Origin of the sequence: Serratia rhizosphaerae, assembly GCF_009817885.1 — a bacterium.
Taxonomy (GTDB): Bacteria; Pseudomonadota; Gammaproteobacteria; order Enterobacterales; family Enterobacteriaceae; genus Serratia_B; species Serratia_B rhizosphaerae.
The window spans coordinates 689,630-713,356 of the sequence record NZ_CP041764.1 but is presented as its reverse complement, the minus strand read 5'-3'; the positions used below and the strand labels follow the sequence as shown (position 1 = coordinate 713,356).

Sequence of the window (23,727 nt, the reverse complement as noted above, 5' to 3'; positions counted from 1 at the left end):
ACCATGATGCAACTGACCAATAACCGCCATAAGGCGCGGCCGGAGGGGCTGGCGGAGCGCATCTACCAGCAGTTGAAGGATGAGATTTTCGATTTTCGCCTGCTGCCGGGCGACCGCTTCAGCGAGAGCGAGATTGCCGGGCGGATGGCGGCCAGCCGCACGCCGGTGCGTCAGGCGCTGTTCCGGCTGGAGCGGGAGGGCTACGTCGACGTGCATTTCCGCAGCGGCTGGCAGGTGCGGCCGTTTGATTTTGACTATTTCGAACAGCTGTACGACCTGCGCATCGTACTGGAGCGGGAGGCGCTGAAGCGTCTGTGCGCCCGCCCGACGGGTGAGACGCCGCCGGCGCTGGCGGAGCTGACGCGTTTTTGGATCGACGCGCCGCGCCTGGAGGACGGCAAAAGCGTCTCGCGGCACGACGAACAGTTTCATATGGCGCTGGTGGCCGCCGCCGGCAACGGCGAGATGGCGCGTATTCACCGCGACGTCACCGAAAAAATCCGCATCATCCGCCGGCTGGACTTTACCCAGGATCAACGGGTCGATGCGACCTATCAGGAACACGCCGCGATTCTGCGGGCCATTTCGCAACGTCACACCGAGGAGGCGCAAACGCTGCTTAGCGATCACATTGCCGTCAGTAAGGCCGAAGTCCGAAAAATAACCCTGCACCGCCTGCATCAGGCGCGTTTACAGCAGGGGCCAGCGTCTTGATCACTTTCACCAGGAGTCGAATTATGCCACATCGTCATTTTATCAAAGCCTGCGCCCTGTCCGTCAGCCTGCTCGGCATCGGGCTGGCGTGGAGCGCACAGGCCGCCGACACCATCAAGGTCGGCATTCTGCACTCGCTGTCCGGCACCATGGCCATTTCGGAAACGCCGCTGAAGGACGTGGCGCTGATGACCATTGACGACATCAACGCCAAGGGCGGGGTGCTGGGGAAAAAGCTGGAGCCGGTGGTGGTCGACCCGGCCTCCAACTGGCCGCTGTTCGCCGAGAAGGCGCGCCAGCTGCTGACGCAGGATAAGGCGGCGGTGGTGTTTGGCTGCTGGACCTCGGTATCGCGCAAATCGGTGCTGCCGGTGTTCGAGGAGCTGAACGGCCTGCTGTTCTATCCGGTGCAGTATGAAGGGGAGGAGATGTCGCCGAACGTGTTCTATACCGGCGCGGCGCCGAATCAGCAGGCCATTCCGGCGGTGGAATATCTGATGAGCGAAGACGGCGGCGGCGCCAAGCGCTTCTTCCTGCTGGGCACCGACTACGTTTACCCGCGCACCACCAACAAGATCCTGCGCGCCTTTTTACATACGAAAGGCGTACAGGATAAGGATATCGCCGAGGTGTATACGCCGTTCGGCTACAGCGATTATCAGACCATCGTCGCCAACATCAAGAAATTCGCCGCCGGCGGCAATACGGCGGTGATCTCCACCATCAACGGCGACTCCAACGTGCCTTTCTATAAAGAGCTGGCCAATCAGGGCATCAAGGCCACCGACGTGCCGGTGATCGCCTTCTCGGTCGGGGAGGAGGAGCTGCGCGGCATCGATACCAAGCCGCTGGTCGGCAATCTGGCGGCGTGGAACTATTTCCAGTCGCTGGATAATCCGACCAACCAGAAGTTTGTCGCCGAGTGGCGCGCCTATGCCAAGGCGCACAACCTGCCGAACAGCGCCAATGCGGTCACCAACGATCCGATGGAAGCGACCTATGTCGGCATCCATATGTGGGCGCAGGCGGTGGAAAAAGCCGGCACCACCGACGTCGATAAGGTGCGCGCCGCGATGGCCGGCCAGAGCTTTGCTGCGCCGTCGGGCGTGACGCTGACGATGGACGCCGTCAACCACCACCTGCACAAGCCGGTGATGATTGGCGAAATTGAAGACAACGGTCAGTTCAACGTGGTGTGGCAGAGTGAGCAGCCGCTGCGCGCGCAGCCGTGGAGCCCGTATATCGCCGGCAATGATAAAAAGTCTGACCGGCCGGTGAAAGGGGGCAATTAAGCGTGCCGCGTCGCCGGCATGCGGCTTGCCGCGCCCGCTGACGCACCGACAAACGACAGGGGCCGGACGTTCCGGCCCCGACAGAGGGGCAGCCCGATGCAATCTTTATTTTTATCCCGACTGCGGCCACTACTCTGGCTGCTGTGCTGCCTGCCGCTGTGGGCGCAGGCCGGGCCGGCCGGCGATTTCGCCGCCGCCGGCCGCAGCCAGCAGGCCAAATTACTGCAGGGCTGGGCGAGCGCGCCCGATGCCGCACGCCTGCCGCTGTTGCGGGCGCTGAAACAGGAGAACCTGGCGGTGGACGCCGCCGGGCGCGTATTTACCCGCCAGAACGGCGCCTGGACGCCGCTGGAAGGGGACGCCGCGCCGCAGGGAACGCCGAAAAAAGTGCGGCTGAATAACCGGTTGCGCATTCTGACCGCCAACGCGCTGGCGGCGCAGCAGCTGGTGAGCGGCGATAAGGCGGCGCGGCTGCAGGCGGCGCAGACGCTGCAGCGTGACGCGCAGCGCGACCAGCGGCCGCTGCTGCGGCAGCGGTTGATGCAGGAGCAGGATGAGGCGGTGCGCGAGGCGCTGCGCATCGCGCTGGCCAATCTGCAGCTGAGCGACGCCGATCCGCAGGTGCGTCTGCAGGCGGTGCAGCTGCTGGGCGAATCGGGCGATCCGCAGACCCAGGCGCGGCTGCAGGCGCTGAGCGAAGCGGACGGCGAGCCGGACGCTGCGGTGCGAGCCGCCGCACAGCAGAGCCTGGCCAGCGTCAAACAGCGGCTGATGATCGGCGATCTGCTCGGCCAGGCGTTTACCGGCCTGTCGCTGGGGTCGATCCTGCTGCTGGCGGCGCTCGGGCTGGCGATCACCTACGGCCTGCTCGGGGTGATCAATATGGCCCACGGCGAGATGCTGATGCTCGGCGCCTACGCGGCCTATCTGGTGCAGGGGGCGTTCCAGCAGTTGGCGCCGCAGTGGCTGGCGTTCTATCCGCTGGCGGCACTGCCGGCGGCGTTCGCCGTGACCGCCGGTATCGGCATGCTGCTTGAACGCACGGTGATCCGCCACCTCTATGGCCGGCCGCTGGAAACGCTGCTGGCGACCTGGGGCATCAGCCTGGTGCTGATCCAACTGGTGCGGCTGCTGTTCGGCGCGCAGAACGTCGAGGTCGCCAACCCGGCCTGGCTGTCGGGCGGTATCCAACTGCTGCCGAATCTGGTGCTGCCGTGGAACCGCATCGCGGTGATCGTGTTTGTGGCGCTGGTGCTGCTGCTCACCTGGCTGCTGCTGAACAAAACCCGTCTGGGAATGAACGTGCGTGCGGTGACGCAAAACCGTGCGATGGCCGCCAGCTGCGGCGTGCCGACCGGGCGGGTGGATATGCTGGCGTTTGGTTTAGGCTCCGGCATCGCCGGGCTGGGCGGCGTGGCGCTGTCGCAGCTGGGCAACGTCGGGCCGGAACTGGGGCAGGGCTATATCATCGACTCGTTTCTGGTGGTGGTGCTGGGCGGCGTCGGACAGCTGGCCGGTACGGTGGCGGCGGCGTTCGGCCTCGGCATCGTCAATAAAATTCTTGAACCGCAGATTGGCGCCGTGCTGGGTAAAATCCTGATTCTGGCGCTGATTATCCTGTTTATTCAGAAACGTCCTCAAGGGCTGTTCGCCCTGAAGGGCAGGGTGATTGACTGATGAGCCAACCATTAACCCTCAGCGGCGTGCAGAAAGCGCCGCGTACGGCGCTGACCCTCGGCACGCTGCTGGTGCTGGCGCTGTTAATCATGCCGTTTCTGGCGCTGCTGCCGGCCACGCACCCGCTGGCGATCTCCACCTACACCCTGACGCTGACGGGAAAAATTCTGTGTTACGCCGTGGTGGCGGTGGCGCTGGATCTGGTGTGGGGCTACGCCGGGCTGCTGTCGCTCGGCCACGGCCTGTTCTTTGCCCTCGGCGGCTATGCGATGGGTATGTACCTGATGCGTCAGGCCGCCGGCGACGGCCTGCCGGCGTTTATGTCGTTTCTGTCGTGGAGCGAACTGCCGTGGTTCTGGAGCGGCACGCAATATTTTGCCTGGGCATTGTGCCTGATCGTGCTGGCGCCGGGCGTGCTGGCGCTGGTGTTCGGCTACTTCGCCTTCCGCTCAAAAATCAAAGGGGTGTACTTCTCCATCATGACGCAGGCGCTGACCTACGCCGGCATGCTGCTGTTTTTCCGTAACGAAACCGGCTTTGGCGGCAATAACGGCTTTACCGGCTTCACCACGCTGCTGGGGGCGCCGATTACGGCGACCGGCACCCGCGTGGCGCTGTTTCTGGCGACGGTGCTGCTGCTGATCGTCAGCCTGGGAGTGGGGTTTGCGCTGGCGCGCAGTAAATTCGGCCGCGTGCTGACGGCGGTGCGCGACGCGGAGAACCGCCTGACGTTCTGCGGCTATCAGCCGCGCGGCTTCAAGCTGTTTGTCTGGACGCTGTCGGCGGTGCTGTGCGGGCTGGCCGGCGCGCTGTATGTGCCGCAGGTGGGCATTATCAATCCCGGCGAGATGTCGCCCACCAACTCGATCGAGGCCGCCATCTGGGTGGCGCTGGGCGGACGCGGCACGTTGGTCGGGCCGTTGCTCGGCGCGGGCATCGTCAACGGCGCCAAGAGCTGGTTCACCGTGGCGATGCCGGAGTACTGGCAGCTGTTCCTCGGGCTGATGTTTATCGTGGTGACGCTGTTTCTGCCGCAGGGCGTGATTGGCCTGCTGCGCCGGAGGAAATCATCATGAACGCCATGCAAATGACCGATGAGCTGTTTACCCATCCGCTGCCGGCCGATAAGCGCCGCGGGCAGACCGACCCGGTGCTGCAGCTGGAGAGCATCAACGTCAGCTTCGACGGCTTCCATGCGCTGCGCGATCTGTCGCTGCAGATCGGCGTCGGCGAACTGCGCTGCGTGATCGGGCCGAACGGCGCGGGCAAAACCACGCTGATGGATGTGATCACCGGCAAAACGCGACCGGACAACGGACGGGTGTTTTACGATCAGACGCGCGATCTGACGGCGATGGATCCGATCCGGATCGCGCAGGCCGGCATTGGCCGCAAGTTTCAAAAACCGACGGTGTTTGAAGCGCTGACGGTGTTTGAGAACCTGGAGATCGCGCAGAAGAACCCCAAATCGGTGTGGGCCTGCCTGCGCGCCAGACTGAGCGGCGAGCAGCGCGACCGCATCGAGCAGATGCTGCAGACGCTGCGGCTGACCAGCCAGCGTCACCGGCCGGCCGGGCTGCTGTCGCACGGCCAGAAGCAGTTTCTGGAAATCGGCATGCTGCTGGTACAGGAGCCGCATCTGCTGCTGCTGGATGAGCCGGCGGCCGGCATGACCGATGCGGAAACCGAATACACCGCCGAACTGTTCAAATCCCTGGCGGGCAGCCATTCGCTGATGGTGGTGGAGCACGATATGGGGTTTGTCGAAGCCATCGCCGATCGCGTGACGGTGCTGCATCAGGGGCAGGTGCTGGCGGAAGGTTCGCTGGCGCAGGTGCAGGCTGACGAACGGGTGATTGAGGTCTATCTGGGCCGCTGAAGCGAATAATGAGGAAAGTGTGATGCTGCAAGTGAACGAGCTGAACCAATATTACGGCGGCAGCCATATTCTGCGCGGCGTCTCTTTTGAGGCGCGGATTGGCGAAGTGACCTGCCTGCTGGGGCGCAACGGCGTGGGCAAAACCACCCTGCTGAAATGCCTGATGGGACTGCTGCCGGCGAAAAGCGGCGATATCTGCTGGCAGGGACAGCGCATCAATGGGCGCAAAACCCATCAGCGGGTGCAGGCCGGCATCGCCTATGTGCCGCAGGGGCGCGAGATTTTCCCACGGCTGACGGTGGAGGAGAACCTGCTGATGGGGCTGTCGCGCTTTGCCGCCGCAGAGGCGAAACGCGTGCCGGACAGCATTTATCAGCTGTTTCCGGTACTGGCGCAGATGAAGCACCGGCGCGGCGGCGATCTGTCCGGCGGCCAGCAGCAACAGCTGGCGATCGGCCGGGCGCTGGCCTGCCGGCCGAGCCTGCTGATTCTGGATGAGCCTACTGAAGGCATTCAGCCGTCGGTGATTAAGGAGATTGGCGCGGTGATCGGACAGCTGGCGGCGCAGGGGGAGATGGCGATCCTGCTGGTGGAGCAGTTTTATGACTTCGCCGCCGAACTGGCGGACAGCTACCTGGTGATGGCGCGCGGCAGCATTGTGCAGCGCGGCGCGGGCGCCGATATGGAGCGGGAGGGCGCCAGGGCGCTGGTGGCGATTTAAACCGCCCGCCGCCGTGGTGAAAGCCTGCGGCGGCGGGCGCGCGGGGTTTTTATCTGGTGGCTATCGGCTGCTTGCCGTCCAGCAGGCCCCATTCGCTCCAGGAGCCGTCATACAGCCTGACCTGCGGCGCGCCCAGCGACTGTAGGCCAAAGGCCAGCACCGCGGCGGTGACGCCGGAGCCGCAGCTGACGATGATCGGGCCGTTAATATCGACCCCTTTGGCGCTGAAGGTTTCCCGCAGCGCCGCCAGCGATTTAAAGCGGCCGTTGTCCAGCAGGTCGCCGTAGGGAATATTGATGCTGCCGGGAATATGGCCGCAGTGCAGGCCCGGGCGCGGTTCCGGCGCGTCGCCGTAAAAACGCGCGGCGGCGCGCGCGTCGAGGATCTGGTTGTCGCTGCCCAGTGCCTGCTCCACCTGCGCCATGGCGACCACCGCCGCCGGGTTGAAGCTGGCGTTAAACACCGCAGGCTGCCGGGCAACGGGGCCGCTTTCCAGCGCATTTCCGCGCGCCGTCCAGCCGCTCATCCCCTCATCCAGCACATAAACCCGTTTGGCGCCGAAGTTGCGGAAGGTCCACCAGCCGCGCGGGGCGGAAAATTGGTTGCCCTCATCATAGAACACCAGCGTGCTGTTTTCGCTGATGCCCAGCTCGCCTGCCGCGCGGCTGAAGGCCTCGGCGTCCGGCAGCATATGCGGCAGCGCGCTGCTTTTGTCGGCGACGTCGTCGATATCGAAATAGACCGCGCCCGGCAGATGCCCGCGTTCAAATTCGGCGCGCATATCTTTTTTCGGCGTCAGGCCCGCCGGCGACATGCGCACGTCGACCAGCACCAGATCGCTATCGTTAATATGTTGTTCAAGCCATTGCGGGGTAACCAGAAAAGGAGAGTTCATTGTGATTGTTCGTCCGTCATGAAAACCGATTTTTACTATACCCTAAATTGCTCCGCTTGCATTATGGCGCGCTCGTCCAGGCTACCCTTGTCACCCCGATTAATGGGCATTCACAAACAGGATCGGTCTGATTGTCTTGAGTGATCTTTAACCATTAATATGAGGGGTTTTAACGACATGGAGAGTTAAATTAATGCAAATTTGCAGAATGGATTATAACGATGTGTCCGCCGATAGACGGCATTTAAAACTCCACGTTTACGGAGTAGGCGTGTTCCCGGTGGGCGCGGACTCATGTCTTATGGCAGGGTTGAAGTGATGGGAAGGGCTGATTATGCGTCATGCGACATTGATTAATCTATGCATTTGGCTTGCCTGTCTTGTCGCGGCATTCTTCATTGTATTGTTTCCGCTGGGTGGCCTACTGGATTACCTGTCACAAGCCACCAATCATGTATTGAATATTACAGGGTTAGGCTTTGCTGACGGTGAGGCCGATCCCTCATTCCTCTGGGTGCTGGCGGCGCTTATGCTGGTTGTAGCGGCTATTCTGGTGAGTGTGGTCAATTGGGTCAGGGGTAGGTTCAGGTAGGCAAAGGGAAGGACGCCCAGATCGCCCTGATGCACCATTCTGAATCCTTTGCATCAGCCGCGGCCTGAAACATGTCGCAAACTGTACGCAGCAGGATCATAGCCAGTGCGCTGAATTTCAAAAAACCGTCGTGCGGGGAAGATTGCTGACGAAATAGTCCGGCCTGCGGGTGATAAGGTCAGGACAACCGTCGTATGAAGAACACGATGACGTAAAGCTGGGCGGCTATTGAGGCGGAGGAAAGATGATGGCGGAGCAGGATTTTGGCGGTGCAAAGATCGCGCTGCTGCATCAGGGACAGGTGCTGGTCTACCGGCGCGACTGCCGTGACGATATACCGTGGCCCGGCCAGTGGGATCTGCCCGGTGGCGGGCGCGAAGGGGCGGAGACGCCGCTGCAGTGCGTGCAGCGGGAAACGTACGAGGAGTTCGGCCTGACGATCGCCGCCGCCCAGGTGCGTGAGCAGCGTCGTTATTCCGGACGGCAACCGGGGGACGCGGCCACCTGGTTTATGCTGGGCGATCTCAGCGCGCGGCAGATCGCCGCCGTGCGCTTTGGCGATGAAGGCCAGTATTGGCGCATGATGCTGATAGAGGAATTTATTCACCACCCGCAGGGGATTGCCCATCTGCGTCAGCGGCTGGCGGCGCTGCTTGCCGCTCGTACTCGCTGACGCGGGCGACCAGCGCTGCGATCTGCCGGTCGGAAAACACCTCAATGCCCTGTTGCCGCAGCAGGGCGGCGGTAACCCCGCTGCCGGGTTTGCTTTGGCCGCTGAAGCTGCCGTCGTAGATAAGCTGGCTGCCGCAGGAGGGGCTGCCGTCGGTCAGCAGCGCAAAGCGGCAATCGTGGCGGCGTGCGGTCTCCAGCGCCAGCTGCGCGCCCAGCAGGTAGGGGGCGGTAACGTCGGCACCGGTGGTTTCACGCACCTGCGCCCGCTGGGCGAGCACCGCGGCGCCGTCGGCATCGGGGCTGATTTCCGCCGCCGGACGCGGGGTGGAGAAGCCCGCCGCCAGCTCCGGACAACACACCACCAGGCGTCCCTCGCGCTGCCAGCGCGCCAGCGTGGCGTCCAGCAGCGGCTTATCGGAACCGTTATAGCGTACTTTGAAACCGGCCAGGCAGGCGCTGATTAAAATCTTCGGCGACATTCATCTTATCTCTGTGGATCGTGACGGTTGTGCGGACGACGCGCGTCCGCACGCGCGGTTTTATCCTAACAGAAGCGGCGTGACGGCGCATGCCCTGGCGCTGCGGATAACGTGAAACAGATGTACCGTTTTGGCTGCTAATTTGATGCGCTTCCGCATCGGCGCGATCGCCGTTTCAGCCGTTCATACGGGAACTATGAACGGCGTCACGAATATCAGTTTTATTACCCCGGCCGCTTGTTGTTGGAATATTAATTCCATATAAATATTCTTTAGATTTTTTATTTCACAAGCAGGGATCGCCGAGTCGTTCGGCAGGTCAGGCGGGAGGAAGAGAGGATGAAACAGGTTCGTATCGGATTGATCGGCACCGGCTATATCGGCCGCTGCCACGCCATTGCCTATGCGCAGGCGGGCACGGTATTCCCGCTGAAAGGGGAGCTGGTGCTGGAGATGCTGGCGGAAGTGACGCCGGAGCTGGCGCGTCAGCGCGCCGCGGAGTTCGGCTTTGCGCGCGCCACCGACGACTGGCGGCAGCTGGTGGCCGACCCGGCAATTGACGTGGTGGATATCTGCGCGCCGAACTTTCTGCACAAGGAGATGGCGCTGGAGGCGATTCGCCACGGCAAACACGTCTATTCAGAGAAACCGCTGGCGCTGGACGCCCGCGACGCGGCGGAAATGGTGCTGGCGGCGCGCCAGCGCGGGGTGAAAACCCTGGTGGGCTTTAACTATATGAAGAACCCCACCAGCCAGCTGGCGCGTGAAATCATCGCCAACGGCGAGATTGGCGAAGTGGTGCATTTTTACGGCACCCATAATGAGGATTATCTGGCGGATCCGCGCACGCCGATTGACTGGCACTGTCGCAAGGCCAGCGCCGGGCTGGGGGCGCTGGGGGATCTGGCGGCGCATATCGTCAATATGGCGCACTATCTGGTGGGCGATATCAGCGCGGTGTCCGGTGATATGCAGACGGTGATCAAACAGCGTCCGGATCCGAACGACCCATCAAGGCTGTGCACGGTGGAGAACGAGGATCAGGCCAGCGCGCTGGTGCGCTTCGCCAATGGGGCGATGGGCACCATTGAAACTTCACGTATCGCCTGCGGCCGCAAAATGGGGCTGACCTATGTGGTGACCGGCACCAAAGGCACGCTCAGCTATACCCAGGAGCGGATGGCGGAGCTGAAGCTGTACCGCCACGACGAACCGGCGGAGCGGCAGGGGTTTAAAACCCTGCTGGTGGGGCCGAAACACCCGGACTACGCGGCCTTCTGCATCAGCGCCGGTCACGGCATCGGCTTTAACGATCAGAAAACCGTCGAGGTGCGCGATTTGGTCAACGGCATCGCCGCCGGCGATCGCATGTGGCCGGATTTTGAGGAGGGCTGGAAGGTCTCCTGCGTGCTGGACGCCATCGCCGAATCCGCCGGGCAGCGCAGCTGGGTGGAGGTGCAGGATCGGTTAAATCGTTAACTGAATAACCTGATAGCTTAATAACTTGTTAACTTATTTTGTTATCAGCTTGGCAGGCTGCCGCGTTATCAGGCCGGCAGCCTGCCCCGTCAGACACACGGGGTAATGCACGCTGTGTGGGGACTTAAACCGGGTGGAAATCCTCGGCGTCGACGTCATAGCCGGCCGGCTCCCAGCGGATGGCCAGCAGGGCAACCAGCCCGACCAGCGGCGCCAGGGCAATCACCCAGAACACGCCGGTGCCCAGCGCGGCGGACAGCACCGGAAACAGGAACAGCGACAGCGTGGAGCTGGCGCGCATCAGCGTCTGGTTAAAACCGACGCCGACGCCGCGCAGCGAGGTGGGGTAGCTCAGCGAGGCGAAGGTCATGCTGTGCGAACCGGGGCCGAAGCCCTGGCCGAGCAGGAACAGCGCCAGCATGCCGATGGAGAAGGCCGCTTCGCCGCCGCCGTCCGGCAGGCCGACCAGCGCCAGCCCAAGAAGCGCCGCCAGCTGGCAGGCGTAGCCCAGCACCGTCATTTTCCAGGCGCCGAAGGTCGGCACCAGACGCACCGCCAGCAGGCCGCCGGCGAAGGCGAACAGCAGGTTCAGCGCCAGCGACACCAGAATGGTGCTGAGCATCGACTGCGCCAGAAAGGTGGAGAGGATCACCGGCAGGCCGAAGGCGACGGCGTTATAGGCAAAGGAAGAGGCGATGGCGATGGTGGTCGCCAGCACGGTGCGCCGCAGGTACACCCCTTTCAGCAGTTCGCCGTAGTTGCGCCAGGCCGCGCGTCTGGCCGGCGGCGCCGGCGTGCGCTTGGCCTCTTCGGCCACCTGGGCATGGATATTGTAGGAGCGGCGCAGGATGGCGGCGGCGCCCTGCAGATCGCCCTGATTGGCGGCCCACACCGGCGATTCGCTCATATAGCGGCTGCGGATGGCGATAATCAGCAGGGCGGGCACCGCGCCGAAGCCGAGGATCAGCCGCCACAGCCAGTCGGTGTGGCCGTCCGGCAGCACCGCATACAGCAGCAGCACCAACAGGTAGGAGATACTGATCGCCGCATACCAGGTTGGGCACCACATGGCGATGCGCGCCGCCTTGTTGCCGCGGCCGGACAGGCGGGAGAATTCGGCCAGAAACGCCATGGCGACCGGCAGATCGATGCCGACTCCCAGCCCCATCACGAAACGCGCGCCGCCGAGCACCCACTCATTCGGCGCAAAGGCGCAGGCCAGCGCCGCCACTACAAAGAAAAACATATCGGCCATAAATACCCGGTAGCGGCCGATTTTATCGGTCAGGTAGCCGCCGATAAAGGCGCCGATAATTGCGCCGAAGGTAATGGCCGAGGCCACCAGCCCGGTGCCGGTGGGGGACAGGCTGAACTCGCGCGCCACGTCCTTGATGCCGAACGCCAGCGCGCCCAGATCGTACGCGTCGAGAAACACGCCGCCCAGCGCGATGGCGACCACGATGCGCGCATCGCTGCGTTTGGCCGCGCCGCTGTTGACCAGCCGCGAGACGTCGGCGGCATTGCGGATGGTGACGCTTGCTGCGCCGGCGCTGTCGGCGTTCCCTGCAGAAGAAGGTGCGGCAGAGGGGGCCGCTATGTCTGTCGTCATAATAATAATTTTCTGATAGGCAAAGCATCGAGCTTAGCGGCGCGCACGCGGGGAAAACCAATGCTTTCTGGTTATAAGCATACAACCGGAAGATGTTGAAAAATCATCATGTTAAATAATATTTAACCGTTGACTCCGCAGGGATTAGTCAAAGCGAATCACCGCTTTGATCGCCTCGCCCGTCTGGGCGGCGTCCAGCGCCTGATTGATGGCTCCGAACGGGTAGAAACGCAGTAGCCGGTCAAAGGGAAAATGGCCGCTGCGCCACTGTGCGATCAGATAAGGGATAAACTGTTGCGGCACGGCATCACCCTGAATCACGCTGATAATCCGCCGATCGTGAGAAAATTTCACCACGCCGCCGCCGGTCAGCAGCACCAGCGTGCCGCCACGGCGCAGCCGCTGCCATGCCGCCTGTATGACGCCGTGTTCGCCGGTGGTGTCGATCACCGCATCCAGCGCGGGCAGCTGCGCAATCTGCCGCACGTCGCTCAGCGTCTGCGTAGCCCCCAGTTCGCCGGCGCAGGCCAGACGCTGGCGCTGATGGTCCAGCGCCACGATAGCGGCGGCGCCGCGTAGTTTTGCCGCCATCACCGCCGCCAGACCAACGGCGCCGACGCCGAGGATCAGCAGCCGCTCGCCGGCCTGCAGGTTCAGCGAATTGATCACCGTACCGGCGCCGGTCTGCAGCCCGCAGCCGAGCGGCGCCAGGGTGGCCAGCGGCAGATCGCCTGCGACCCGCACCAGGTTGCGCTCGTTTGCCAGCGCGTGGGTGGCGAAGGCGGACTGGCCGAAGAAGTGGCCGTGCAGCGGCGGCAGATAACCGCTGCTGCCGTCCAGCCGCTGAAAGTCGAAGTTAAGCCGCCAGAAGTGTTCGCAGCCGGCCGGATGGCGGCGGAGGCAGGCGGCGCAGCGGCCGCAGGAGTGGTAGGAGAGCACCACCGCATCGCCGGGTTGCACCGCACGCACCGCGTTACCGACGCGTTCGACGATGCCGGCGCCCTCGTGGCCGAGAATTGAACCGGCGGCGACGCCGCTGCGGCAGCTGAGATCGGTATGGCAGATGCCGCAGCCGGCCAGACGCACCACGACCTCGTCAGCCCGCGGCGGCCGCAGGCGCAGGGGAGCAAAGCGTAAGGCGCCGCCCGGCGAGGTGGTCACGGCGGCGCGGCGTTTTCCGGTCATGGAACCTCCGCTCGTATTGACGCGCAGCGTTAAGTATAGCCCTTGCCGCAGCGCCGTTTTTTCACTTAGCTTTGCCGGTTTCGTTATTTGGCGCGCCGATCCGCCTCGCTGATACTGGATGAAATTTTTCACTGCGAGTCGTCAGCATGCCTAAATCCGCCGGTCACTGCCACTATCTGCACGCCCGTCAGCGCCGCTGGATCCAGCGGCTGCGCCGGCAGTGGTGGTGGCGGCTGGAGCTGCCCACCTGGGGCGTCATCGTGGCGGTGTACGGCGGCTGGTTTCTGACGGCGGCGTACTGGCGCGTGCTGGGGCCGTGGCTGGCGACGCCGCTGCTGATCCTGTTCACCACCGGCTATCTGTCGCTGCAGCATGAGCTGATTCACGGCCATCCCACGCGCCGGCCATGGCTGAATCAGCTGTTCGGCCTGCTGCCGCTTGCGGTGTGGTATCCCTATGGGCTGTACCGCGACACGCATCTGCGCCATCACCGCAACCCGCACCTCACCGATCCGCGGCGCGACCCGGAAAGCTACTATTTCACCCGGGCGCAGTGGCGGCGTTTTCCCCGGCTGTTGCCGCGGCTGGCGGTGCTGCGCAACTGCCTGCCGGGGCGGATGCTGCTGTCGCCGCTGTGGGATATCGGCCTGCTGACGGCCGGCGCGCTGCGGCGCATGGCGGCGGGGGACGGGCGCACGCTGGCGATGTGGCTGCTGCATGGCGCGCTGCTGGCGTGGCTGCTGTACTGGCTGCAGCGGCAGGGCATCGCACCGTGGTTTTATCTGCTGCTGGTCAGCTACCCGGCGCTGGCGATCGGTAAAATCCGCTCATTTTACGAACACCGCGCCGAACGCGATGCGGCGGCGCGCTCGGTGCTGAATGAGGCCGCCTGGCCCTGGCGGCTGCTTTTTCTCAATCTGAACTATCATTTAGTACATCACGATTTACCCGGGCTGCCGTGGTACGGCCTGCGCAAGGTCTATCTGGCCGAGCGCGACGCCTACCGGCGGCGCAGTCAGGGATTTGTGGTGCCGGGGTACGGCAGCTGGTTCAGACAGCATGCCGTTACGCCGCTCGACGTTGGCGTGCATCCGTTTCTGGCGGGCGCCGGCGGTAAGGGGAACCAGAACGCCGCCGGCGCTACGGCGGCAATCTTGAGCGCGCGCTGGAAGCGCGTTTTATACCCTAAATAATTCGAGTTGCAGAAAGGCGGCAAGGGAAGGAATCCCGATGAGCTGACTCTGGTCAGTGATTCGGGTGACTGAGCACAGCCAACGCACCTGCGGCTTGGAGTATGACGGGTAGAGCGGTTTTTATAAAACAGACAAGAGGACGACACCATGGCATTTCTCTCCCCGCGCGGACGCTTTCTGGCGTTGGCGCTGAGCCTGTTCACACTGGCCGGCGGCGCACAGGCGGCGGATTCGGTACGCGTCGGCTCTAAAATCGACACCGAAGGTTCGCTGCTGGGCAATATTATCGTGCAGGTGCTGGAAGCCAACGGCATCAAAACCACCAACAAACTGCAGCTGGGCACCACCAAGGTGCTGCGCGGCGCAATTACCGCCGGCGAAATTGATATTTACCCGGAATATACCGGCAACGGCGCCTTCTTCTTCGCGGATGAAAAAGATCCGGCGTGGAAAAATGCGCAGGCCGGCTTCGCCAAAGTGAAACAGCTTGATTACGACAAAAACAAACTGGTGTGGCTGGACCCGGCGCCGGCCAACAACACCTGGACCATTGCGGTGCGTCAGGACGTGGCGGCGGCCAACCAGCTGAAAACGCTGGCGGATCTGGGCAAGTGGATTAACGGCGGCGGCACGTTCAAGCTGGCGGCCTCGGCAGAGTTTATCGAGCGGCCGGACGCGCTGCCGGCGTTCCAGAAAGCCTACGGCTTTACGCTGAAGCAGGACCAGCTGCTGTCGCTGGCCGGCGGCGATACCGCGGTCACCATTAAGGCGGCGGCGGAGCAAACCTCCGGCGTGAATGCCGCCATGGCCTACGGCACCGACGGCCCGGTGGCGGCGCTGGGCCTGCAGACGCTGGCGGATCCGCAGGGCGTGCAGCCGATCTATGCGCCGGCGCCGGTGATCCGCGAAAGCGCGCTGGTGCAGCATGCCGCTATCGCCACGCTGCTGAAACCGGTGTTCGCCTCGCTGGACGGCCCGACGCTGCAGCAGCTGAACGCGCAGATTGCGGTGGAAGGGCAGGACGCCAAACAGGTGGCGGCGAACTACCTGAAGGCGAAAGGCTTTGTCAAAGGCTGACAACGCGCGATGAACGAACGCGCCGGGGAGGCGCTCCTTTCTCCCCGGCGACGCGGATACACCAGGATGCCGGAGCGTTTCTTTGACTACCGTTCTAAAAAACCGCGTGCTGTTGACGCTGTTTCTGCTGTTACTTCTCGCGGCGTTTGGCCTGCCTTTCCTCAGCTATGCGCCCAACCGCCTGTTGTCCGGGCAAACTATTTCACTGCTCTCCCTGCTGCACGGCCGCGCGCTGTGGCTGCTGGCGCCGCTGCTGGCGCTGGCGGCGCTCAGTCTGCTGCCGCCGTGGCGCGTTTATGCGTTGCTGACGGTGCTGGCCGCCTCGGCGTTGCTGACGCTGAGCCTCTGGCTGAGCGGCGATGCCGCACGTCAGCTGGCGCAGAACGGCTCGGCGCTGGCGCGCACCTCCTGGAGCGGCGGCTGCTGGCTGACGCTGGCGCTGTGCCTGCTGATGGCGGCGAATGCCATGGAGCGCGTCACCGCCTCACCGCTGTGGCGTATTGTCGGCAATACCCTGACGCTGGCGCCGGCGCTGTGGCTGCTGTTCAGCCAGCAGTTGGATGCGCTCTCGCTGCTGAAGGAGTACCACAACCGGCGCGAAGTGTTCGACGCCGCGCTGTGGCAGCACCTGAGCATTCTGCTGCTGACCGTGCTGCCGACGCTGGCGATAGGCGTGCCGCTCGGCGTGCTCTGTTTCCGCTCGTCGCGCTGGCAGACGCCGGTGTTCTCCACGCTCAACATTATCCAGACGGTGCCGTCGATCGCGCTGTTCGGCCTGCTGATCGCGCCGCTGGCCGGGCTGGCGGCGGCGTTCCCGTGGCTGGCGCGCCACGGCGTCAGCGGTATCGGGCTGGCGCCGGCGATCGTCGCGCTGGTGATGTATGCGCTGCTGCCGCTGGTGCGCAGCGTGACCGCCGGGCTGCAGAGCGTGCCGGCCAGCGTGATTGAGTCCGCCCGCGGCATGGGCATGACGCGCGGCCAGATCTTTGCGCGCGTGCAGCTGCCGCTGGCGTTGCCGCTGCTGCTGACCGGGGTGCGTATTCTGGCGGTGCAGACGGTGGGCATGGCGGTGGTGGCCGCGCTGATTGGCGCCGGCGGCTTCGGCGCCATCGTGTTTCAGGGGCTGCTGAGCAGCGCGCTGGATCTGGTGCTGCTCGGGGTGATCCCGGTGATCGTGATGGCGGTCGTGGTCGACTCGCTGTTTAAACTGATAATTTCAATGTTGGAAGCAACCCGCCGATGATTAACTTTGACCAGGTAAGCAAACTGTTTCAGGGCAAAGCCGCGGTGGATGATTTGTCGCTGAATATCGCCGCCGGGGAATTTACCGTGCTGATCGGCACCTCCGGCTCCGGTAAATCCACCACCCTGAAAATGATCAACCGCCTGATTGAGCACGATAAAGGCAAGATCTATTTCGCCGGTGAAGAGATCCACAAATTCAAACCGCAGGATCTGCGACGCCGTATGGGCTATGCCATTCAGTCCATCGGGCTGTTCCCCCACTGGACGGTGGAGGAGAACATCGCCACCGTGCCGCAGCTGCTGAAGTGGCCGCGGGCGCGCATCCGCGATCGGGTCACGGAGCTGATGGAGCTGCTGCATCTTGATCCGGCGCTGTTCCGCCGCCGCTATCCGCACCAGCTGTCCGGCGGGCAGCAGCAGCGGGTCGGCGTCGCCCGGGCGCTGGCGGCCGACCCCGAAGTGCTGCTGATGGATGAGCCGTTCGGCGCGCTCGACCCGGTGACCCGCGCCGCGCTGCAGGCGGAGGTGGCGCGCATTCATCAGCTTTCCGGCCGCACCATCGTGCTGGTGACGCACGATATCGACGAGGCGCTGGCGCTGGCGGACCGGGTGGTGCTGATGGACGCCGGCCGGGTGGTGCAGCAGGGCACGCCGCTGGAGATGCTGACCCGTCCGGCCAATGATTTTGTGCGCGACTTCTTCGGCCGCAGCGATCGCGGCATCAAACTGCTGGCGCTGGGCTACGTCGGCGAGCGGGTACGTCCCGGGCAGGCCGACGGCGAACCGATCAGCACGGCGATGAGCCTGCGCGAGGCGCTGTCGGTGTTTGTCGCCCGCGGCAGCGACTGCCTGCCGGTGGTGGACGAGCAGGGCGCGGCGCGCGGCGTGCTGCATTTTCACGATCTTCTTGCCCCGCAGCAGGCCCTGTCATGAGCGGGCGTCTGCGATGCTGGCTGCGCGACCCGCTGCCGTGGGCGACGGCGCTGCTGCTGGCGCTGGTGTTCGGCATGAACCAGCTGCACGGCCTGTTCGCCTACTGGTTTCCCGACCTGCAGCGGCCGGTCTATCAGCAGGACAGCTTTATTGCGCTGTTGCTGGCTCACCTGACGCTGGTGGGGATTTCCAGCCTGATTGCGGTGCTGATCGGCGTATCGGCCGGGGTGGCGGTCACCCGGCCGGCCGGGCAGGAATTTCGTTCGCTGGTGGAAACGGCGGTAGCGGTGGGGCAGACTTTCCCGCCGGTGGCGGTGCTGGCGGTGGCGGTGCCGGTGATGGGCTTCAGCGAGCAGCCGGCGATTATTGCGCTGGTGCTGTATGGACTGTTGCCGATTCTGCAGGGCACGCTGGCCGGCATCGGTGCGGTGCCGCCCGCTGCGCGGGAAGTGGCGACCGGCGTCGGCATGAGTCCCTGGCAGGTGCTGTGGCGCGTCGAGCTGCCGCTGGCCGCGCCGGTGATCCTCGCCGGCATCCGCACCTCGGTGATCATTAATATCGGCACCGCCGCCATCGCCTCGACGGTCGGCACCAAAACCCTCGGATCGCCGATTATTATCGGCCTGAGCGGGTTTAATACCGCCTATGTGATTCAGGGCGCGCTGGTTGTGGCGTTACTGGCTATCATTGTTGATAGGGTGTTTGAACGTTGGGTAAGGCATATCCGTCATGGCTGACGCGGCGTTGGCTGTTCTGCCGCCGTGCAGACCATCAGGATAGACGGGATGGGGGAGTGGCGATGCAAGTATCTTTACCGATGTACGGCGTGACGCATCAACAGGTGGAGCCGTTCTGGCGTGCGCTGCGCGCCAGGCTGCAGGCCTACGGGCTGGAAGCGCCGGAGACGCTGACGTGGCCGCAGGATTTGGCGCGGCACTGGCGGCAGCCGGATTTGCTGCTCAGCCAGACCTGCGGCTACCCGCTGGTGGCGTATCTGCCGCAGGTGCAGGTGATCGGCACCTATCACTATCGGGTCGAGGGCTGCAACGGCCCTAATTACAGCAGTTGGCTGGTGGTGCGGGAGGACGATCCCGGCGAACGGCTGGCCGACTTTCGCGGCCGCACGGCGGCGTATAACAGCACCGACTCTCAGTCCGGCTATAACAGCCTGCGGGCGCTGATCGCGCCGCTGGCGCAGGACGGGCGTTTCTTCGGCAAGGCGCTGGCTTCCGGCGCGCACTACCAGTCGCTGAAGATGATCCAGCGCGGCGAGGCGGATATTGCCGCCATCGACAGCGTCAGCCTGGAACTGCTGCGCCGGGCGCAGCCGGAGGCGCTGCACGGGGTGAAAATCATCGGCCGCACCGCCTCGGTGCCGGGGCTGCCGCTGATCACTGCCGCAGGCACATCGCAGGGGCAGGTGGAAATCCTGCGTGCGGCGGCCAATGAGATGGTCAGCGATCCGGCCAGCGATAGCCTGCTGATTGGTGATTTCAGCCTGGTGCCGCGGGCGGACTATCAGGTGATTGCCGAACTGGAACGGCAGGCCGCCGCTGCCGGCGTCACGACGCTGTAGGCGGCCTGACGTTTAACGATCTTGCGCGACCGGCGCCGGCGTAACGGACGGAGCGGCGCTTTCGCTGCTGGCTTCCGGCTGCGGCGTGGTGGAGCGGGTGTAGATGTTCAGGCCGGCGAGGAATACGCCGCCGAGGGAACCCAGGGCGCACAGGGCGATAATGATGACGAACGCTTTTTTCAGCATGGGGCGATTTTCGCAGGTTACTTAAAACAGCGGGAGATTATAGTCCCTGCGGCGGCTTTAGTGAAATGTTAAAAGTCCGCAACGTTAGCGCGGACAGGCGGGTTCGGGCGTACCGGGCGTTTATGCGGCGTTGCGGCGCCGCGTGAGCGCCCAACTGACGGCGGGCAGGTAGACGGCCCAGCCGACGGAGAGCGCCAGCAGCAGCAGGTCCGGGGCGATCAGCGGCGTGAACGCCTTTAACTTCCAGCTGAGCAGATAGCTGAGCGGCCCGGCGACCGCGCCGAATAGGGCGGTCGGCCAGGCGGAGGCGCGGATCAGCTGCATCAGCCAGCACCACCAGCAGCCAAAGGCGAGCCACAGCGCCATCATCCAGACGGGCACGCCGGTGCTGCCGCTAAACTGCAACACGCCGCTGTAACACCAGAATGCATCCATCGCAATGCCCGCCAGCGCCGCCAGCACCGCCCATTTGCGCCGCACCTGCGGGGTCAGCGCCAGCGCGGCCACGGCGCCAATCGCCAGCACCAGCGCCGCCCGGTCGCGCGCGAACAGCGCCAGCCCCCAATAGGCGCCAAAGCACAGCGTGATCAGCCAGAACCCGGCATGCAGCTTCATGGTGCGGAAAACCGTTGGTGCAAAGAGGGGGAACGGGAGCTAAGCGGGGGCAGGTGCTGAGTGGTCATTACGTCTCCTGGTTGATGCGCGCGGCGGCGGGGCAGCGCTCAACGTAGTATAAGTAGACGTGATGGAACAATTGCTCGGTCTCCTAATTTTCCCGCACAGGGTGCGTTATAAATCAGAAATACGGTAGGCGCAGCGGCGAGAGCCAGCCAGGACGTGCTCGATACGCTCCACCTGCGCCTGCAGCACCTCACGGAAAATACTGAGTTCGGCGCGGCAAAAACCTTGACATACGCTGGCGGCGGCGCAAATCGGGCAGTGGTTTTCCACCAGCTGATAGCTGCCGTCTTCCAGCGTGCACCATTCGGCCATATAGCCTTCGTGGCAGCGCACCTTCGCCAGACGGGCGACGCGCTCCTGCAGGGTGACGGCGCCGATCATCGCCTGTTTATAGTTGATGCGCGTCTCTTGCTCGCGGCTTTCAATCAGGACGTCAAGCGCCTGCTCCCCGAGCTTGTCGCGCACGGTGCGCAGCAGTTGCACCGTCAGTTCAGGGTGCGAGTCCGGGAACTGGGCGTTGCCGGCGGGGGTCAGGTGCCACAGCTGCACCGGGCGGCCGACGCCGCGGGTTTCGGCACGCGCTTCCACCAGGCCTTCTTTAGCCAGCTTAACGAACTGCTGACGCGCCGCTTCACCGGTGGTGCCCAGCACTTTGCCGGCCTCGGTGGCCTGTTGCGGGCCGCGGGTTTTCAATAGCTTCAGTAAACGGTCGCTGACAGATTGTGCGGTGCACTCGCCATTTTCCAAGCTTATTCTTGACATATTTCTCCGCCTTGCCCTTAATTATTCCAAGATAACGCTTGTTAAATTTAACGCAATCTCACCCTCAACTCAATGCCTATACTCTGAAAACAGGACGCTGAACGTGATAACTGGTGCTAAAAGTGGCTGGCGAGACTTGTTCTCCGGCAAAAATGCAGCGAGTGCGACTGCGTTGTCATTGGGGGTGGCGCTCCATGCGATTAACATTCTGGTAGCGACCACCATTTTACCGTCGGTGGTGCAGGATATCGGCGGGCTGAATCTGTATGCCTGGAACACCACGCTGTTTGTTGTGGCGTCGATTATCGGTTCCACCCTGTCGGCGCGCCTGCTCAGCGGGTATGGCGCACGTCGCGCCTACCTGACGGCATCGCTGTTTTTCATGTTTGGCGCGCTGCTGTGCGCGCTGGCTCCGTCGATGCCGGTGATGTTGATCGGCCGGACGGTGCAGGGGTTTGGCGGCGGGATGCTGTTTGCGCTGTCCTACGCGATGATCAATCTGGTGTTTCCGCCGTCATTGTGGCCGCGCGCTATGGCGCTGATTTCCGCCATGTGGGGAATTGCCACGCTGATCGGCCCGGCGATCGGCGGGATTTTTGCCGAGCTGCACGCCTGGCGCTGGGCGTTTGGCATGTTGTTGCCGATCATGGGGGCGTATACGGCGTTCACCTTCATGATTCTGCCCAAAGGCAAAGCGCAACTGGCGGCGACGCCGCTGCCGCTGGCGCAGCTGGGACTGCTGGCGGCGTCGGTGCTGATCGTTTCCGCCGGCAGCCTGGCGGACAGCCTGTGGCTCAACGGCGGCGGTATGGGGTTGGCGCTGTTGCTGATGGTATGGCTGCTGCGGCGTGAAAAACACGCCCGCGCCCGGCTGTTGCCGTATGGCGCGCTGCGGCGCGGTTCAACGCAGGCGTCGCTGTACCTTACCGTGTCGTTATTGGTGATCGGCATGACCAGCGATATTTTTGTCCCGTATTTTCTGCAGATCCTGCACGGGCAGTCGCCGCTGAGTTCCGGTTATATTACGGCGACGATCGCGGCCGGCTGGACGCTGTCGGAGATCGTCAGTTCCGGCTGGCGAGGCGCAGGCATCCGCCGGGCGATCGTCAGCGGGCCGCTGTTGGTACTGTTGGGGTTGCTGGGGCTGATGCTGTTTATGCCGACGCCTTCCGGCGGCGGTTGGGCGGCGCTGGCACCGCTGATCGCGTTGTTAACGCTGCTGGGGTTTGGCATCGGCATCGGCTGGCCGCATCTGCTAACGCGTATCCTGCAAACCGCGCCGGCGTCGGACAAAGATATTGCCGGCGCGGCGATCACCACGGTGCAGCTGTTTGCCACGGCGTTTGGCGCGGCATTGGCCGGCATGATCGCCAATCTGGCCGGTCTGAACGCGTCGGGCGGCGTTGAAGGCGTCAGCGCCGCCGCCCGCTGGCTGTTCCTGCTGTTTGCCATTGCGCCGCTGACGGCGATCTATTACGCCTGGCGCTGCGCCTATCCCGGTGTGACAGCGGACGAGGCCGTTGCCAATCCGGCGGAGGATGAGTGTACGGATGAAAGAGCGCCGGCGGCCGGAAAATAAAAAAGCCGGGCGCAGCCGGCCCGGCAAAGTAACGCTGGAAATCAACTGGCCGCAGCCACAAGAGACGCAGTGGTGGTTACGTGCGTTTAGAACTGATACACCAGGCCGACGGCGACCACGTCGTCGTCTGACAGGCCCAGTTTATTGTCGCTGTCGAGCTGGTTGATTTTATAATCCACATAGGTGGACATGTTTTTATTGAAATAATAATAGGCGCCGACGTCGATATATTTCACCAGATCGGCATCGCCGATATTTTCAATATCTTTGCCTTTCGACTGGACATAGCCAATGGACGGGCGCAGGCCGAAGTCGAATTGATATTGCGCCACCACTTCAAAGCCCTGCGCCTTATTGGCGAAGCCTTTTACCGACGTGCTGTTCTGGTTAATGGTCGCGGTGCCGGAAATTGGCACGATATTACGGCTTTCTGAATAGGTGGCCGCCAGGTAAAGATTATTGTTGTCATATTTGACGCCGGCCGCCCAAATATCCGCTTTATCGCCTTTACCGTAATCACCCAGCTTTTGCGCGCTGGTGCGGTTGGAAGAGGCGTAGGCGGCGCCGACGCTCAGGCCGTCAGTTACTTCGTAGCTGGATGACAGGCCCCAGCCGTCGCCGTTGGCCTTGCTGGCCGCACGGTCGTCGTTCTCATTTTTGCCCTGGTACTGGACGGCGAATTTCAGCCCGTCCACCAGACCGAAGAAGTCGTTGTTACGGTAGGTGGCGACGCCGTTGGTGCGGCCGTTCATAAAGTTGTCGGTCTTGATATAGGCATCGTCGCCGAACTCCGGCAGCATATCGGTCCAGGCGCCGACGTCGTAGATAATGCCGTAGTTACGGCCGTAGTCGACGGAGCCGTAATCGCCGAACTTCAGGCCGGCGAAGCCGAGGCGGGTTTTGGTATCCTTGCTGCCTTCAGATTCGGCGTGGTTGACGGCGACGTGGTATTCCCACTGGCCGTAACCGGTCAGCTGGTCATTAATTTGCGTCGAGCCTTTAAAGCCAAAACGGACGTAAGATTTATCCCCGTCGCTGTCGGCGTCGTCGGAAAAATAGTGTAATCCTTTTACTTTTCCGTACAGATCCAGTTTATTGCCGTCTTTATTATAAATTTCTGCTGCGTAAGTCGAAGGTGCAATGAAAAGCGCCGGAATAATAACGGCGAGAAGATGACGTTTCATAATTGTCCCTGCTTTTTTTGAATGAAAAGGCTATCACCAGTATTTATGACTGTTATTTAGTCGGCTGCCGGAATGATTGCAGCGCAGATTTTTTACCAAGGTTGTGTGATGCATTTA

Annotated in this window: 24 protein-coding genes; 16 read left to right on the top strand and 8 right to left on the bottom strand. The window is 63.2% G+C overall.

Going from position 1 to position 23,727, the window contains the following annotated elements:
- The first annotated feature begins 6 nt into the window (after window positions 1-6).
- The 6 genes from FO014_RS03305 to urtE all read left to right on the top strand — a co-directional run bounded on the left by FO014_RS03305 (window position 7) and on the right by urtE (window position 6,283).
- Window positions 7-714, top strand: a complete 708-nt coding sequence (locus FO014_RS03305; protein WP_160031340.1) for a GntR family transcriptional regulator — start codon at window positions 7-9, stop codon at window positions 712-714.
- A 23-nt stretch (window positions 715-737) separates the two neighbouring features.
- Window positions 738-2,006 carry an urea ABC transporter substrate-binding protein gene (gene urtA / locus FO014_RS03300; protein WP_105230282.1) on the top strand — a complete coding sequence of 423 codons (1,269 nt, stop codon included), beginning with the start codon at window positions 738-740 and terminating at the stop codon, window positions 2,004-2,006.
- A 96-nt stretch (window positions 2,007-2,102) separates the two neighbouring features.
- Window positions 2,103-3,683, top strand: coding sequence for an urea ABC transporter permease subunit UrtB (gene urtB / locus FO014_RS03295; protein ID WP_160027780.1), 1,581 nt, complete (start codon window positions 2,103-2,105; stop codon window positions 3,681-3,683).
- Complete coding sequence (gene urtC / locus FO014_RS03290; RefSeq protein ID WP_160027778.1) at window positions 3,683-4,759, top strand: urea ABC transporter permease subunit UrtC; 1,077 nt, start codon at window positions 3,683-3,685, stop codon at window positions 4,757-4,759. The genes urtB and urtC overlap by 1 nt, the downstream gene beginning before the upstream one ends.
- Window positions 4,756-5,562 (top strand): urea ABC transporter ATP-binding protein UrtD, encoded by an 807-nt coding sequence (urtD, locus tag FO014_RS03285; protein ID WP_105230285.1) that lies wholly within the window; start codon window positions 4,756-4,758, stop codon window positions 5,560-5,562. The genes urtC and urtD overlap by 4 nt, the downstream gene beginning before the upstream one ends.
- Window positions 5,563-5,584: 22 nt before the next feature.
- Complete coding sequence (gene urtE, locus FO014_RS03280) at window positions 5,585-6,283, top strand: urea ABC transporter ATP-binding subunit UrtE (protein WP_160027776.1); 699 nt, start codon at window positions 5,585-5,587, stop codon at window positions 6,281-6,283.
- Between the two features lie 49 nt (window positions 6,284-6,332).
- On the opposite strand, the gene sseA is transcribed toward urtE, so the two are convergent.
- Window positions 6,333-7,178: a 3-mercaptopyruvate sulfurtransferase gene (gene sseA, locus FO014_RS03275; RefSeq protein ID WP_160027774.1), complete on the bottom strand. Its 846-nt coding sequence runs from the start codon at window positions 7,176-7,178 to the stop codon at window positions 6,333-6,335.
- Window positions 7,179-7,512: 334 nt separating this feature from the next.
- Between sseA and FO014_RS03270 the strand changes: the two genes are divergently transcribed.
- Window positions 7,513-7,770, top strand: a complete 258-nt coding sequence (locus FO014_RS03270) for a hypothetical protein (protein WP_105230290.1) — start codon at window positions 7,513-7,515, stop codon at window positions 7,768-7,770.
- A gap of 247 nt (window positions 7,771-8,017) precedes the next feature.
- Window positions 8,018-8,443, top strand: coding sequence for an NUDIX hydrolase (locus FO014_RS03265; RefSeq protein ID WP_160031339.1), 426 nt, complete (start codon window positions 8,018-8,020; stop codon window positions 8,441-8,443).
- On the opposite strand, the gene FO014_RS03260 is transcribed toward FO014_RS03265, so the two are convergent.
- A complete protein-coding gene (locus FO014_RS03260) occupies window positions 8,370-8,921 on the bottom strand; it encodes a 2-thiouracil desulfurase family protein (protein WP_160027772.1) in 552 nt (183 codons plus the stop codon). The two genes, FO014_RS03265 and FO014_RS03260, sit on opposite strands and share 74 nt — an antisense overlap.
- Before the next feature lie 339 nt (window positions 8,922-9,260).
- Between FO014_RS03260 and FO014_RS03255 the strand changes: the two genes are divergently transcribed.
- Complete coding sequence (locus FO014_RS03255) at window positions 9,261-10,400, top strand: Gfo/Idh/MocA family protein (protein WP_160027770.1); 1,140 nt, start codon at window positions 9,261-9,263, stop codon at window positions 10,398-10,400.
- Between the two features lie 124 nt (window positions 10,401-10,524).
- Here the strand turns inward: FO014_RS03255 and FO014_RS03250 are convergent, their stop codons facing one another.
- A complete protein-coding gene (locus FO014_RS03250; protein ID WP_160027768.1) occupies window positions 10,525-12,009 on the bottom strand; it encodes an MFS transporter in 1,485 nt (494 codons plus the stop codon).
- Between the two features lie 144 nt (window positions 12,010-12,153).
- Window positions 12,154-13,194 carry an NAD(P)-dependent alcohol dehydrogenase gene (locus FO014_RS03245; RefSeq protein ID WP_160027766.1) on the bottom strand — a complete coding sequence of 347 codons (1,041 nt, stop codon included), beginning with the start codon at window positions 13,192-13,194 and terminating at the stop codon, window positions 12,154-12,156.
- Between the two features lie 146 nt (window positions 13,195-13,340).
- Here FO014_RS03245 and FO014_RS03240 point away from each other — a divergent pair, with 146 nt between their 5' ends.
- The 6 genes from FO014_RS03240 (at window position 13,341) to FO014_RS03215 (ending at window position 19,218) form a co-directional block, all read left to right on the top strand.
- Window positions 13,341-14,387, top strand: coding sequence for a fatty acid desaturase (locus FO014_RS03240; RefSeq protein WP_160027764.1), 1,047 nt, complete (start codon window positions 13,341-13,343; stop codon window positions 14,385-14,387).
- A 147-nt stretch (window positions 14,388-14,534) separates the two neighbouring features.
- Window positions 14,535-15,464, top strand: a complete 930-nt coding sequence (osmF, locus tag FO014_RS03235) for a glycine betaine ABC transporter substrate-binding protein OsmF (protein WP_111737505.1) — start codon at window positions 14,535-14,537, stop codon at window positions 15,462-15,464.
- A gap of 82 nt (window positions 15,465-15,546) precedes the next feature.
- Complete coding sequence (locus FO014_RS03230) at window positions 15,547-16,707, top strand: ABC transporter permease (RefSeq protein ID WP_160027761.1); 1,161 nt, start codon at window positions 15,547-15,549, stop codon at window positions 16,705-16,707.
- The gene (locus FO014_RS03225) at window positions 16,704-17,642 is read left to right on the top strand and encodes an ABC transporter ATP-binding protein (RefSeq protein ID WP_105230298.1); all 939 of its coding nucleotides are present in this window, start codon (window positions 16,704-16,706) and stop codon (window positions 17,640-17,642) included. Before FO014_RS03230 ends, FO014_RS03225 begins: the two co-directional genes overlap by 4 nt.
- Window positions 17,639-18,379, top strand: coding sequence for an ABC transporter permease (locus FO014_RS03220; RefSeq protein WP_160027759.1), 741 nt, complete (start codon window positions 17,639-17,641; stop codon window positions 18,377-18,379). Before FO014_RS03225 ends, FO014_RS03220 begins: the two co-directional genes overlap by 4 nt.
- Window positions 18,380-18,441: 62 nt before the next feature.
- Window positions 18,442-19,218, top strand: a complete 777-nt coding sequence (locus tag FO014_RS03215) for a phosphate/phosphite/phosphonate ABC transporter substrate-binding protein (RefSeq protein WP_105230300.1) — start codon at window positions 18,442-18,444, stop codon at window positions 19,216-19,218.
- A gap of 12 nt (window positions 19,219-19,230) precedes the next feature.
- Here the strand turns inward: FO014_RS03215 and FO014_RS23745 are convergent, their stop codons facing one another.
- The 3 genes from FO014_RS23745 to FO014_RS03205 form a co-directional block, all read right to left on the bottom strand.
- The gene (locus tag FO014_RS23745) at window positions 19,231-19,404 is read right to left on the bottom strand and encodes a hypothetical protein (protein WP_172606301.1); all 174 of its coding nucleotides are present in this window, start codon (window positions 19,402-19,404) and stop codon (window positions 19,231-19,233) included.
- Window positions 19,405-19,524: 120 nt separating this feature from the next.
- A complete protein-coding gene (locus tag FO014_RS03210) occupies window positions 19,525-20,019 on the bottom strand; it encodes a DUF2878 domain-containing protein (RefSeq protein ID WP_160027757.1) in 495 nt (164 codons plus the stop codon).
- A gap of 174 nt (window positions 20,020-20,193) precedes the next feature.
- Window positions 20,194-20,847, bottom strand: a complete 654-nt coding sequence (locus FO014_RS03205) for a helix-turn-helix transcriptional regulator (protein WP_105230302.1) — start codon at window positions 20,845-20,847, stop codon at window positions 20,194-20,196.
- Between the two features lie 103 nt (window positions 20,848-20,950).
- On the opposite strand from FO014_RS03205, the gene FO014_RS03200 reads away from it, so the two are divergent.
- The gene (locus FO014_RS03200; RefSeq protein ID WP_160027755.1) at window positions 20,951-22,426 is read left to right on the top strand and encodes an MFS transporter; all 1,476 of its coding nucleotides are present in this window, start codon (window positions 20,951-20,953) and stop codon (window positions 22,424-22,426) included.
- 86 nt (window positions 22,427-22,512) lie between these two features.
- On the opposite strand, the gene ompC is transcribed toward FO014_RS03200, so the two are convergent.
- The gene (gene ompC / locus FO014_RS03195) at window positions 22,513-23,610 is read right to left on the bottom strand and encodes a porin OmpC (RefSeq protein WP_160027753.1); all 1,098 of its coding nucleotides are present in this window, start codon (window positions 23,608-23,610) and stop codon (window positions 22,513-22,515) included.
- Window positions 23,611-23,727 lie beyond the last annotated feature (117 nt).

Coding starts and splice junctions, on each gene's coding strand:
- FO014_RS03305 (WP_160031340.1), top strand. CDS start 7: ATGCAACTGACCAATAACCGCCATAAGGCGCGGCCGGAGGGGCTGGCG.
- urtA (WP_105230282.1), top strand. CDS start 738: ATGCCACATCGTCATTTTATCAAAGCCTGCGCCCTGTCCGTCAGCCTG.
- urtB (WP_160027780.1), top strand. CDS start 2,103: ATGCAATCTTTATTTTTATCCCGACTGCGGCCACTACTCTGGCTGCTG.
- urtC (WP_160027778.1), top strand. CDS start 3,683: ATGAGCCAACCATTAACCCTCAGCGGCGTGCAGAAAGCGCCGCGTACG.
- urtD (WP_105230285.1), top strand. CDS start 4,756: ATGAACGCCATGCAAATGACCGATGAGCTGTTTACCCATCCGCTGCCG.
- urtE (WP_160027776.1), top strand. CDS start 5,585: ATGCTGCAAGTGAACGAGCTGAACCAATATTACGGCGGCAGCCATATT.
- sseA (WP_160027774.1), bottom strand. CDS start 7,178: ATGAACTCTCCTTTTCTGGTTACCCCGCAATGGCTTGAACAACATATT.
- FO014_RS03270 (WP_105230290.1), top strand. CDS start 7,513: ATGCGTCATGCGACATTGATTAATCTATGCATTTGGCTTGCCTGTCTT.
- FO014_RS03265 (WP_160031339.1), top strand. CDS start 8,018: ATGGCGGAGCAGGATTTTGGCGGTGCAAAGATCGCGCTGCTGCATCAG.
- FO014_RS03260 (WP_160027772.1), bottom strand. CDS start 8,921: ATGTCGCCGAAGATTTTAATCAGCGCCTGCCTGGCCGGTTTCAAAGTA.
- FO014_RS03255 (WP_160027770.1), top strand. CDS start 9,261: ATGAAACAGGTTCGTATCGGATTGATCGGCACCGGCTATATCGGCCGC.
- FO014_RS03250 (WP_160027768.1), bottom strand. CDS start 12,009: ATGACGACAGACATAGCGGCCCCCTCTGCCGCACCTTCTTCTGCAGGG.
- FO014_RS03245 (WP_160027766.1), bottom strand. CDS start 13,194: ATGACCGGAAAACGCCGCGCCGCCGTGACCACCTCGCCGGGCGGCGCC.
- FO014_RS03240 (WP_160027764.1), top strand. CDS start 13,341: ATGCCTAAATCCGCCGGTCACTGCCACTATCTGCACGCCCGTCAGCGC.
- osmF (WP_111737505.1), top strand. CDS start 14,535: ATGGCATTTCTCTCCCCGCGCGGACGCTTTCTGGCGTTGGCGCTGAGC.
- FO014_RS03225 (WP_105230298.1), top strand. CDS start 16,704: ATGATTAACTTTGACCAGGTAAGCAAACTGTTTCAGGGCAAAGCCGCG.
- FO014_RS03220 (WP_160027759.1), top strand. CDS start 17,639: ATGAGCGGGCGTCTGCGATGCTGGCTGCGCGACCCGCTGCCGTGGGCG.
- FO014_RS03215 (WP_105230300.1), top strand. CDS start 18,442: ATGCAAGTATCTTTACCGATGTACGGCGTGACGCATCAACAGGTGGAG.
- FO014_RS23745 (WP_172606301.1), bottom strand. CDS start 19,404: ATGCTGAAAAAAGCGTTCGTCATCATTATCGCCCTGTGCGCCCTGGGT.
- FO014_RS03210 (WP_160027757.1), bottom strand. CDS start 20,019: ATGAAGCTGCATGCCGGGTTCTGGCTGATCACGCTGTGCTTTGGCGCC.
- FO014_RS03205 (WP_105230302.1), bottom strand. CDS start 20,847: ATGTCAAGAATAAGCTTGGAAAATGGCGAGTGCACCGCACAATCTGTC.
- ompC (WP_160027753.1), bottom strand. CDS start 23,610: ATGAAACGTCATCTTCTCGCCGTTATTATTCCGGCGCTTTTCATTGCA.